Origin of the sequence: Bacillus atrophaeus (assembly GCF_039519175.1) — a bacterium.
Classification (GTDB): domain Bacteria; phylum Bacillota; class Bacilli; order Bacillales; family Bacillaceae; genus Bacillus; species Bacillus atrophaeus.
Window position 1 is genome coordinate 3,429,769 of sequence record NZ_CP154443.1, and the last position, 12,568, is coordinate 3,442,336.

Sequence of the window (12,568 nt, forward strand, 5' to 3'; positions counted from 1 at the left end):
GTTAATTACCGGTCATAAAATCTAACAACTCTATCTTCATTGTAGGTTTTCAAAACAATATAAACAATATATAATTTAGATCAAAAGCATCTCAAAATGAGATAGATGGGTGTGAGACTAGAATGGAACTGCGCCAGCTGCGTTATTTTATGGAGGTCGCTGACAGAGAACATGTGTCAGAAGCCGCTGATCATCTGCATGTCGCCCAATCGGCCATCAGCAGACAAATCGCAAATCTCGAAGAGGAACTGAATGTTACTTTATTTGAACGGGAAGGCAGAAATATTAAGCTGACACCAATAGGAAAACAGTTTTTAGATCATGTAAAGACGGCCATGAAAGCAATTGACTACGCGAAGGAGCAAATTGATGAATATCTTGATCCGAATCGCGGAACGGTAAAAATCGGCTTTCCGACAAGTCTTGCCAGTCAGCTCTTGCCGACTGTAGTCTCAGCATTTAAGGAAGAATATCCGAATGTAGCATTTTTGCTGCGCCAAGGCTCTTACAAATTTTTGATAGAAGCAGTGAAAAACAGAGATATTGATATCGCTTTATTAGGACCCGTTCCGACCCATTTCCCAGACATAGAAGGAAATATTTTATTCACAGAGAAAATTTACGCGCTTGTTCCATTAAATCACCCGCTTGCAAAACAAAAAAATGTTCACTTGGTCGATTTGCGAAATGATCAGTTTGTGTTGTTTCCGGAAGGTTTTATTCTTAGAAATATGGCGATCGACGCTTGTAAACAGGCTGGCTTTGCCCCTATTGTCTCAACAGAGGGCGAGGATTTAGATGCAATAAAAGGGTTAGTTTCTGCCGGGATGGGTGTGACTCTTCTGCCTGAAAGCACGTTTGCCGAGACCATTCCGCGCTTTACTGTGAAGATTCCGATTGAATTTCCTGAAGTGAAACGAACTGTCGGCATCATTAAGCCGAAAAACAGGGATCTTGCTCCGTCGGCGAAGGATTTTTATGAATTTGTTATTCGTTTTTTCTCCAGACTGGAGCAATATAAATAAATGAAAAAACCCGAGCTTAAACATGAAGCATCGGGTTTTTCTGTGCCCGTATATCTTATTTCTTCTATTAAAGAGGCAGAGACAATTCAACATGACAAACAAACGCTTCTTGGTCAATCACTGCTTTGTTTAACATGTCTTTATGCTTTAGAGGGTCTTTCTGCCAGGTTTGAAGCTGGGCTGAAGAAAAGTTTACAATGCCGAGCCCGAGTTCCTCGTCATTTTGATCCAGCAGCCGGACGACTGATCCGCTGTTGAACCTTCCTTTAATTTCATTTACCCCTTCCGGATATAAGCACAATTGTCCGCCCGCGATTTGATCAGTGCATTCATCAACAAGCACAATTTCGCCTTCCGGACCGGAATTAAATGCGATCCACTGTTCTTTATGATTTAAAGGAAGTGTTCCTTCCGCTTCAAAATAAGTGCCCTCGGCTAATTCAGTAACCGCATGCCGCAGAATATCCGGGGAATCCGCCTGACCGAGAAATCCTTTAATGCCAGAGGCCATAACAATTTTAAAGGCATCAAGCTTAGAGCGCATTCCGCCAGTTCCGACCTCGCTGCCCGCGTCACCCGCGCATGCTTCTATGTCCGGTGTGATGTCACTGACTTTCTTTAATCTTTTTGCGTTAGGATTCCTTCTCGGATTATCATTGTATAAGCCGTCGATATCAGACAAAATGGCAAGCATATCGGCGTCGATTAATCCGGCGACCTTCGCAGCAAGCGTGTCATTATCCCCGAATTTAAGACGATTGACCGTTACGGTGTCATTTTCGTTAATAATCGGGATAATCCCGCGCTCCAGCAGCACATTCATTGTATTACGAACATTGTTATACCGATATTCATCCGAAAAATCACTTCTCGTAATTAGAATTTGAGATGCAATATAACCGTGTGATAAAAACAATTTCGAATAAGCTTCCATAAGAAGCCCCTGCCCAATTGAAGCTGAGGCTTGCTTTTCGGGCAGACTCTCAGGCCTTTGGATTAATCCGAGCTTGCGGTATCCCGCCGCAACAGCACCGGATGAAACCAAAATTACTTCATATCCGCTATCTTTCAGTTTAACAATTTGATCGACTAATGTTTCTAACTTGCGTCTGCTGATCTCCCCTTGAAGACTCGTCAGTGAACTGCTTCCGATTTTCACAACGACCCTTTTAATCTCTGTATCAGACGTCACTGTATCACTCCTGTTATCCGCTTTTATAGTGTTGCTGTCGCTTTTTCGATATTTTCACTAATTTCAATGGAACGGTCAGTGGCGTTTTTAATTGCTTGAGAAATCGCTTCTCCGCCGCCGCCTTTTTTCAAAGCTTCCAGTCCGGCTGCTGTCGTCCCGTTCGGCGAAGTGATATTTTTTCTAAGAACATTCGGCTGTTCTCCTGTTTCCATTAACATTTTGGCGGCGCCTAACAGCGTTTGTGCGCCGATGCTTCGTGATAATTTTTTATCAAGTCCGGCTTCTTCCCCCGCTTTTTCGATGAATTCCATTAAATAATAAAAATAAGCAGGTCCGCTTCCGGCAATTCCGGTGAAAATATCCATTTGGCTTTCCTCAATGATATACACTTCACCCATGCATTTAAGCAATAATGCCGCCAGCTTTTTCGAATCGCCTGACACATAATTGCCGAGCGCCATGGCTGTAGCGGAAGCACCGATCATGCTTGACGTGTTTGGCATCGCTCTGATGACCGGCTGTTGGTTATGCAATGATTGTTCTATAAATGAGGTTGTAATGCCGGCTAGCACCGACAGTATTAGTTGATGGGGTTGGATGCGCGTTTTTAAGGATGACAGAGCGCTTTCTGCGTCTTTTGGCTTCATGGCCAAAATAAACACATCAATATCTTCACAAGGCATATTGTCCAGCGTAACGCTTTGTATCCCGTATTTGCGTTGAAGTTCAGTTAAACGCTCTGTATTGCTGCGGTTTGTAACGCAGATGTTTTGTTTCGGAATTTTGTTGGCCCGAACGATACCTGATATCATTCCCTCTGCCATGGATCCAGCTCCAATAAAAGCTACTCTTTTTTGATCAAAGATCGGTAACATCTCCTTTATTGCTCAAATTTTCACACGTTTAAAATGTTACCACGTGAGGATACGATGTCAAGTTTGAAGGTCTTATTGATTCTTATTGTTTCTTTTCGACAAATATGTATAATGGAAAACAGAAACACCCGCTCATATACTGGATTTCGGGTGTTTTGGCTTTTATTAAAAATTATCTGACAGTGCTTTTTCAATCAGGTTTTTGCAGCGGTCGAGTTCGATTTTCAGCTGCTTTTTATATAGTTTCGCTGCTTCATAATCTTTGAACTGATAGAGAACAACCTCCTGCAGCTTGGCCCCTTCTTTTTTGACTTTTATTTGTTTTAAGATCCCGTCATCGAGCAGTTCATGGAGCGACCGGTAGACTTCCGTATGATTCGGTTTAAAGCCGATCTGTTTAAACTCAGATCGCAGCACTTCGAGCAACTTCAGGCCATACAGCCTTTCTTGTTCTGTCATTGTAATCATGTAGAGTTTTAAAAACGCGCGTTGTTTCACTAAAAATCCGGTAGAACTTCTTTTTTCTTCTTTCATGCGTATACACTCCTTCTATTAACTGAAAACACTATGTACTAAATATTCAATTTTCTCCTCTTTTTTCCTGCTTTTTTCTTAGATTATTATTTTGTGTATTTGTATGTGCTGTTTATATGGCTAGTGAGCGAAAAAAATCTATAATGAACATTTGGTACATAGTTTATTTAGTTCATTTTATCGTATTTTTCGTTTAAGTTCTCATATCAGTGCTCTTTTTTAAAAAGAAATTCATATTTTGTTAGATTTACTTTTTCTTCAAAATGTGTCCATTGAAATAGAAAAGAATTCAATGGTAACGTAATCGTTGAGGAGGTAAGATGATAAAATGACAAACCAAGCTCCATCCTCCGCTAAACACAAATCTAATAGTAAATGCTATAAGATATTTAACAGAACATACAGCGATTCAAGATCAATCATTGGGTGAAGCCTTTGCCCAGGTCGATACCGTGAAAATGGTTTTTCATCAACGATTAGAATCTGTAAACCACTGGTAGCTGCAGCTGCTCCGGCAGGTCCCTTATCAATAACAACAACATCTTGATTAAATGTTGACATTCTTTATAACATCCCATTTATCATCTGTTTTGTCATTTTTAATATTTTTATGTCCCCTTATGAGAAGAGAAAATGGGTCCATCAATTTATAATGTTGAGGAATACAACAGAATCCATATTGGACCTTTTTTAGAAGTTTCCTTTGAGAGTAGTGTGACACTTTATGGCACTTAAAACATCAGTGTCTTTCACTTCAAAAAATCTCTCGGCCATTACCGAGAGATTTTTTGATATATATGATCATTTGGAAACGCTCTTCCTCAGGTAATATGGGGATTTTGAGAGCGTTAACTGCTTTCCCACGTTAAATAGGGATTGTCCCCAAATCTTAGTGCTAGTTGATTTGCTTCTATCCAACACGGATCGAAGGGATCGCTAGGGCAACTAACAGCCGTTCTCCCCTAGATTATAGCAGAATGGGAGACTATCAATAATGTCAGATGAAACCATCGAACTACCCATTATCTTCTATTAAATTTTGCATCTCTCACAAACGGTTCCGATGATAGTTGTTCATGAAGTACTAGTTCACCATGATGTCGCTCATCAATACTTTTCACAATAGACCGAATCGTATTCACGTTCTCTTCAATATGTTGAAGATCAAAGATCGTAACATGGTCTCCCTTTAATTCATATTCCAGGTAATTGTGTGCAGTTGATTGCGCCCATCCTCTTTCGATCAAATCGTCGCATAACAAATGATGAATGTCTGCGTTGACGGCACCGGAATTGATCAGCTGATTATGGTACGCGAGATAGCCTCTGATTTTATCCTTAATCGAAGGAATGGTTAATAATTCTCTGTAATAATCCGGAATGATATCCAGATTCAGATGGACGATTTCTTCGATTTCCTCTTCCGATAAATGAGTCATCGAAGTGGTTATTTGAGAGTCCAGCATAATAACATCGGATACGGCGCATCCCCGCTGCTCCATGGCTTGGGCAACCTCAAAAGCCAAATTCGATCCTGAAGAATAACCAAGCAAAACATAAGGCCCTTTTTCTTGAATGCCTATTATGCTTTCTACATACCGGTCGATCATCGGTTTCTCATAAGACGGCTCTTCTAAAAAATCAGCGGCATAGACGACGCAGTCGCCATCAAGTCTTTTCGCCATTTCATTATAAACCAGCCCATACCCAATTAAAGGCGGGAAACAGAACACAGGGATCGAACCATTCTGATTCATCTTAACGAATACGCTGTCCGTCTTGTACTCTGAAGCCTCGGCTTGAATGACGCGTGCCATTGTTTCGATGGTAGGACAATCGTAAACGACGTGATAATGCATTTTGATGCCCAAGACCGCGTTAATTTGATGAATTAATTGCAATACTTTGAGCGAATGGCCGCCAACGTCAAAGAAGTTATCTTTAATCCCCAGGTCAGAATGAGCCAAAACGTCCTTCCATATCTCGGACAACTGCTTTTCAATCAACGTTCCGGGCGCCACGTATTCGGTTCCGGTCGGCATATTTCCATCAGGAGCAGGCAAAGCTTTTCTATCAATTTTACCATTATCTGTTAATGGTATTTCCTCTATCCGTACAAAATAGGCTGGAATCATATACGCCGGCAGTTTGTCCAGCAATTGCTGCTTGAGCTGCAGCGTGTTTAATGATTTGTCTCCTACCAAGTAAGCACACAACTGCTTGGAGCCCTCTTCTCCGAGCGCGAATACGACCGCTTCTTTGACGGATTCAACTTGCAATAAAGCCGCTTCGATCTCGCCAATTTCAATGCGGTAGCCTCGAATTTTCACCTGATGATCGATTCGTCCCAAATACTCCATATGTCCATCCGGCAACCATCGGGCGACATCTCCCGTTTTGTACATTTTCTCGCCTGCGGTAAACGGATGTTCGACAAATTTCTCAGCCGTTAAATCGGGACGGTTCAAATATCCTCTGGCTATGCCGGCCCCGCTAATATACATTTCTCCGGGGACGCCGATCGGCACCGGCTTCATATCCGCATTCAGCACATAAATGTTCATATTAGCCGCGGCCGTACCGATTGGCACCGACTCTCGTCTGTCTTTCTGCCGATCGAAGGAATAAATCATACATCCGACGACGGTTTCCGTTGGCCCGTATTCGTTAAAGATTTCAATTTGATCTTGAAATTGCTCGCTGATGTTCCGGGCCAGCCGCGCGCTTAAATTGTCGCCGCCTACAATCATTTTCCGGATCGTGCACTCATGGGGAATGTTCATTTCATTTAATAACTGCAAATGAGCCGGAGTCAGCTTGATAATATCCACCCTGGAATCCTGTACAACGGATGAAAGCAAGGTAGACCTGTCTTCTCCTCCGAAGACAATGATGGCATTTCCGCTGATGAGCGGCGTAAAAATAGACGTTACCGTTAAGTCGAAAGCGATGGACGAATATAGTGGAAAGTTGGTTTTCTCCCCCTTCACATATACCCTGTCAGCCCACCAAATATAATTGGTTAAGCCTTGATGCTCAATTAATACGCCTTTGGGCTTGCCTGTGGAGCCCGATGTATAGATCACATACGCCAAATCCTTCACACTGCTGATCCGCTCCATATTAGAGTGCTCTTCGTGATAAGAGCTTTCCTCATCCAATAGAACAATTGTGCCTGCATGTGCCAATCGCTGCTGAAGATGGTGCTGCGTCAAGATGATCTCCGCTTTGGAGTCGTCTAATATATACTGTATGCGGTGCTCCGGATAATCCGGATCAATAGGCACATAGGCGCCGCCGGCTTTTAATACGGCCAGTATTCCCACAACCAACTCGATGTTGTGTTCGCTGACGATGGCTGCGAGCCGATCCGCACGCATGCCTTTGGCCCTTAACGTTCGAGCCAATTGATTGGCCCGTTCATTGAGCTGCCGATACGTTAGTTTCTCATCCTCAAAAACAATCGCCACCTGCTCCGGCGTTCGTTCCGCTTGTTCTTCAAACAATTGATGAATTGTCTTTTCCTTTGGATACTCGGCCGCCGTATCGTTAAACTTGTCTACAAGGAACGATCGTTCATCCGCTGTTAATATATTTAGTTCTTGGACGCGAGTCGCCGTATCGTCCGCCATTTGCTTGATGATTTGCATAAAATGCGCCTGCATCCGCTCTACACTAGCTTGGTCATAAACATTGGCATTGTACACAAAACGAATTTCAATTTCCCCAGCCGGCATGACAATGAAAGTAAAATCATAATGCGTATGTTCTTCCATATGAAAATTGATAATGTCTAATGCGGTTTCACCCTTCTTCATATGTTCCATTTGTTTCTCGACCGGGTAATTCTCAAATACCATAATATGATTGATCAACTGCTGCTTTTGCTCGGTTTGAGCCTGAATTTCATACAAGGGATAAGTATCGTATGATTGAGAAGCCAGCGCCAGCTCCTGATTCAATTTCAATACTTGTGAAACCGTCATCTCAGATGGACCATGAATTCGTACGGGAATGGTATTTATAAATAAACCGACCATGGATTCAATACCCGAAATTTCTGCAGGCCGACCGGATACGACCGTGCCGAAAACGACATCCTGACTGCCGTTATATCTTTGCAGCAATAAGCCCCATGCGGTTTGTATCCATGTGTTGACGGTGACTTGATGGCGACTGGCGGTCCGTTTGATCTCCTCTGTGAGCTGCTTTCCTAAACGAAACACATGCTCTTCTTTTTCGTATCCTTTGGTCTGATTGGAAAGTTGTTCTTTCAACAAAACGGTTTGCCCTTCATAGCCGTCCAAATAATCCTGCCAATAGGCTGCAGCTTGCTCGTGATCTTGTTCATCCAGCCATTCGATATATCGGCTGTACGGAGTAACGGCCCCCCGCTTCGGCTGCCTCTGCTCAAGAATCGCATAATAGGTCTCAAACACTTCTTTCATAATAAGCGGCAAACACCAGCCATCCATTAAAATATGATGAAAGCTCCATATCAATCGCGCTTGATCTTCCTCTGTTCGCAGGATCGATACGCGCATTAAAGCATCTCGGGTGAGATCGAATCCTCGCGCCTTATCTTTTCTCGCAAAAGCGGCAATGAATTCGCTGCGTTGATGAACGTTCATGCTGCGAATATCTTCAACGACCGTTTCTATAGGCTTTTGCCGGAATACGATCTGCAAAGGCTGATCTTTCCATTCCGTATAAAAATGAGTTCGAAGAATGTCATATCTTTCGGCCAAATGCGCCAAACTCATCCTAAATGCCTCGATATCCAAGACACCTTTCAGATCAAAAGCGGCTTGTTCAAAGTAAGCTTCGGAAGCCGAATCGATCAAGCTATGGAAGAGCATCCCCTTCTGCATAGGGGTTAATGGGTATATATTTTCAATGTCGCCAAGATGCTGCGTTTGCTGCACAAATTGATCTAATTCGTCGATTGTTATTTCTTTTAACGAAATATCGCTGGGTGTCAGCTGAATTTGATCTTGAGCTGCACAATGTTCAATGACTTTTTGCAAACTGCTTTTTAAGAGATCGGCACATGTTTCCATTGTTTCTCTTTGATATTGTTTACCGCAGTAACTGATGGCCAGTGACAATTGGCCGTCTGAAATCATACCGTTGATATCAAGCGCATAGGTTATGGGACGCTTGTCGCTGGCTAATTTCCCGCTGGAGTAAGGAGATACCTCGAGCCTCCCGTTTCGGAAATCTTGATCGAATTGGCCCAAATAATTGAAACTGATTTCCGGATGTCCGGTAAATTCGGACGCTATCGGGTGATCTGATAAATACTTGATCAGGCCATAACCTATTCCTTTTTGGGGGATCTTACGCAAATTTTCTTTCACTGTTTTAATCTGCTGCGAGATATCCTGATCAGCCTTGATTTGGAGCGAAACCGGGTATAGGCTTGTAAACCAGCCCACTGTACGTGAAATATCGAGATCTGGAATAATAGACTCTCTGCCATGTCCTTCAAGATGAATAAGAATGTCTTCATATCCAGTCCAGCGATGAATAGCGATTCCCAGCCCAGTCAGCAATAAATCGTTCATTTCAGTCGAATAAGCCCGGTGAGCGTATTTTAATAAAAGTTCGGTTTCCTCTGCCGTCCATTGGACGATGATCGTTTCCTGGTCTTTGGCCTGACCGATTACCTGTTCGTTATCCTTTGGCAATACATTTGCTCGAATATGTTCATGCCCGAACCAGTATTGATTTTTCATTTCAAATTCCGGACTTCCTGCATAACGTTTCAACTGTTCGGCCCATAATAGGTAGGAGTCCGTTTTCTTCGGAAGCCGGATCGCTTCCCCGTTTTGAAGCTGCTCATAAGCAGCCGCTATATCCTCGATTAAAATTCTCCATGAAACGCCATCGATGACCAAATGATGGATTGCAATCAGCAAATGATCCCCCTCTTGACACTGAAACAATCCCAGTTTCATGAGCGGTCCTTCAGTTAGATGAATGGATTGCTGAATCTCATTGGATACCGTTTCTATCGCTTGGGCAACATTGTTTTCTTCGAGTAATGAGATCACTTCAAGACTGAACAGATCACCTTCACCGATCCCCCGATTTCGAGCTTCGTATCCATATTCTGTCGGAACATAGACCATGCGCAAAGCATCGTGATGCTCCGTAATCTTCTTCATGACTTCCCAAAGCTTCGATTCATCTAGCCCCTCTTTCCAATAAAGCATAACCGCTTGATTATAATGGTGTAATTCCGGGTATTCCTGGGCAAAAAACCAATGCTGAATCGGGGTCAGCAGCGCCTGGCCTTTGATTTCTCCTTGTTCTGCGATTCGGGTTACCGGCTCTACGTAAGGAACAAGCTCGGAGATCGTCGGGTATTTAAACAAGTGTTTGATTTCAAACTTATACCCGGCTTGATATAATCTTGAGGACACTTGAATCGACTTAATGGAATCGCCCCCCAATTCGAAGAAATGATCCGAGATTCCGACCCGCTCTGCGCCTAATACCGACTCCCACACCCCGGCCAGTATTTTTTCCAGTTCTGTACGTGGAGGTTCATAGTTCATACCTGTAAGATTCTCTCTTGGAGAAGGCAGCGCCTGACGATCGATTTTCCCATTGAAAGTAAGCGGCATTTCTTTTAACTGAACGAAATAAGCAGGTATCATATAGGATGGAAGCTGCCGGGACAGCTGTTCACGGAGCTCGCCTGCTGTTAATGCACGGTTTGCGGTGTAATAGGCGCACAAGGATGTTTCCCCGTTGATTTCTTGTGCAATAACAATGGCTTCTTGAATCGGCGGTATACGAAAAAAGGCGGCTTCGACTTCGCCAATTTCAATGCGATACCCGCGGATTTTCACCTGGTGATCGATGCGGCCCAAATACTCGATATTGCCGTCCGGCAGCCACCTTGCTAAGTCTCCCGTTCGGTACATCCTCTCTCCTGGTGCAAACGGGTGATCTGCAAACTTCTCCGCCGTCAGCTCCGGACGGTTCAAGTAACCCCGTGCAAGCCCGTCTCCCGCTATGCACAGTTCTCCTGCCACGCCGGTCGGCTGCATATGTTCTAAACCGGCATGTAATATATACAATTGAATGTTGGTAATCGGTTTGCCTATGGGAATCGATGCATACTTTTCATCCGCCTGGCATTCAAAGTATGACACATCGATTGTTGCCTCAGTCGGTCCGTACAAGTTGATGATTTGAGCCTGGCTCACCGACGTGATTATGCGTTGGAATCCTGCCACATGCACAGGCTTCAAAGCTTCGCCGCTTGCAAACACATGTCTTAATGAGGCTAACTTTCGCTTCAACGTCTCGCTCGGTTTCTGCTCCATGGATTCCAGAAAGGCATGCAGCATCGCCGGTACAAAATGCATTGTGCTAACACCTTTTTGTGCAATCGTATCCAAAATCAACTCGGGGTTCTTTTCTCCTCCGCTTGGCAACAGCACCAGTTTAGAACCTGCCATCGACCACCAGAACAGTTCCCACACCGATACATCAAAGGTGATCGCAGTTTTTTGCAGAATCGCATCCCGCTCATCCAGAGGGTACTTTTCCTGCATCCACACCAGTCGATTGATCACTGATCGATGTTCTACCATTACACCTTTCGGCTTGCCCGTTGACCCTGATGTATAGATAACATAGGCCAAATGATTCGGACCAGCCGCCGGCTCCAAGTTCGAACCGTCATTGCAAAAGGTATGCGGATCTTCCAGTTCAAGCACTTTCCCCATAAAAGGTACTCTCTCCCGCAAATGATTCTGTACTAATAACAACTTCGTATCCGAATCCTCCAATATGTATTGAATCCGTTCCTCCGGAAAGCTCGGGTCAATCGGCACATACGCGCCTCCGGCTTTCAAGATCCCGAAAATCCCCACGATCATATCCAGGGAGCGTTCGGCCATAATCCCAACCGGCTCATCAGGCTGCACGCCTTCGGATTGCAACGTCCGAGCAAGTCGATTCGCCCTTTCATTCAGTTCCCGGTACGTCAGTTGGCTATCTTCGTATACAACAGCCACTTGATCCGGCGTACGTTCCGCTTGTTCCTCAAACAATTGATGAATCATTTTTTCCCTTGGATACTCGGCCGCCGTTTGATTAGAGGCGAGAAATTTATTTGTTTCCGAATCTGACAGAATATTAAGCTGGCGGATCGTGAGGTCAGGTTGAAATAACATGATCGAAAAAATACGATTTAAATGTTCAATCACTTGCACCATATACTGACGATCATAAGCTTGCTCATTATAAGTTACCTTTACATGAATGGAGTCATCCCTCATGTCAAATTGAAATAAAGTATCCGAAGCAACTGTTTCTCTGAAATGAGTGGGGTGAATTTGATCTAATGATACGATCGTAGGAATCATTGGCAAATGATTCGAATCGTAATTCAGACTCAATGGACCGGCCATTTTATCAAAGGGCACGTGCTGATTTAAGATGGCTTCGTTCAGCGTATGTTTGAATTCATTAAATATAGACTTAAATGTGCTGCTCGCCATTATGTTTTGTTTGATTAACATGATTTGATCCAAACGAAGATCCTCATCGGTTTCGTCTTCAAAGGTTGGAACACCTACAATAATGCCCTCTTCTCCTGTATATTTGTACAAAAGACACTCGATTCCAACCAAGAGAACCATATAAACGGCCATTGGCGATTTATTCGTCATTGTCATGATGCGCAGGGATACATCGGATCTCAATGAACTGTAAATACAGGTAGGGGCACTCGACGCATCGTGCTCTATTGTTGAGTCCGACATTTGAAACGAAGGGACTGCACTGGGACGATCTTCCGCATTGAACATGCTGCTCCAGAACAACTCCTGTTGTTTAAATTCTGACATTAATATCCCTCCAGTAAATTTAAGCCGGCTGGCGGCTGTCCCCGCATAAACATGCCGCGGACAGCCTTACCG

6 protein-coding genes are annotated in these 12,568 nt (G+C 43.7%); 1 reads left to right on the plus strand and 5 read right to left on the minus strand.

The genetic code is table 11. From position 1 onward, the window contains the following. Positions 1-122 precede the first annotated feature (122 nt). Complete coding sequence (locus tag AAHT65_RS17125; RefSeq protein ID WP_003326003.1) at positions 123-1,025, plus strand: LysR family transcriptional regulator; 903 nt, start codon at positions 123-125, stop codon at positions 1,023-1,025. Between the two features lie 67 nt (positions 1,026-1,092). Here AAHT65_RS17125 and proB read toward each other — a convergent pair whose 3' ends face one another. The 5 genes from proB to AAHT65_RS17150 all read right to left on the minus strand — a co-directional run bounded on the left by proB (position 1,093) and on the right by AAHT65_RS17150 (position 12,496). Then, positions 1,093-2,217 carry a glutamate 5-kinase gene (gene proB / locus AAHT65_RS17130; RefSeq protein WP_094232155.1) on the minus strand — a complete coding sequence of 375 codons (1,125 nt, stop codon included), beginning with the start codon at positions 2,215-2,217 and terminating at the stop codon, positions 1,093-1,095. Between the two features lie 23 nt (positions 2,218-2,240). Continuing rightward, a complete protein-coding gene (gene proC, locus AAHT65_RS17135; protein WP_088117314.1) occupies positions 2,241-3,092 on the minus strand; it encodes a pyrroline-5-carboxylate reductase in 852 nt (283 codons plus the stop codon). A 165-nt stretch (positions 3,093-3,257) separates the two neighbouring features. Beyond that, the gene (gene rtp, locus AAHT65_RS17140) at positions 3,258-3,626 is read right to left on the minus strand and encodes a replication termination protein (RefSeq protein ID WP_003326000.1); all 369 of its coding nucleotides are present in this window, start codon (positions 3,624-3,626) and stop codon (positions 3,258-3,260) included. A gap of 378 nt (positions 3,627-4,004) precedes the next feature. Then, positions 4,005-4,187, minus strand: a complete 183-nt coding sequence (locus tag AAHT65_RS17145; protein ID WP_343310561.1) for a hypothetical protein — start codon at positions 4,185-4,187, stop codon at positions 4,005-4,007. 461 nt (positions 4,188-4,648) lie between these two features. Further along, complete coding sequence (locus AAHT65_RS17150; RefSeq protein WP_343310562.1) at positions 4,649-12,496, minus strand: amino acid adenylation domain-containing protein; 7,848 nt, start codon at positions 12,494-12,496, stop codon at positions 4,649-4,651. Between the last annotated feature and the right edge of the window lie 72 nt (positions 12,497-12,568).

Coding starts and splice junctions, on each gene's coding strand:
- proC (WP_088117314.1), bottom strand. CDS start 3,092: ATGTTACCGATCTTTGATCAAAAAAGAGTAGCTTTTATTGGAGCTGGA.
- rtp (WP_003326000.1), bottom strand. CDS start 3,626: ATGAAAGAAGAAAAAAGAAGTTCTACCGGATTTTTAGTGAAACAACGC.
- AAHT65_RS17145 (WP_343310561.1), bottom strand. CDS start 4,187: ATGTCAACATTTAATCAAGATGTTGTTGTTATTGATAAGGGACCTGCC.
- AAHT65_RS17150 (WP_343310562.1), bottom strand. CDS start 12,496: ATGTCAGAATTTAAACAACAGGAGTTGTTCTGGAGCAGCATGTTCAAT.
- AAHT65_RS17125 (WP_003326003.1), top strand. CDS start 123: ATGGAACTGCGCCAGCTGCGTTATTTTATGGAGGTCGCTGACAGAGAA.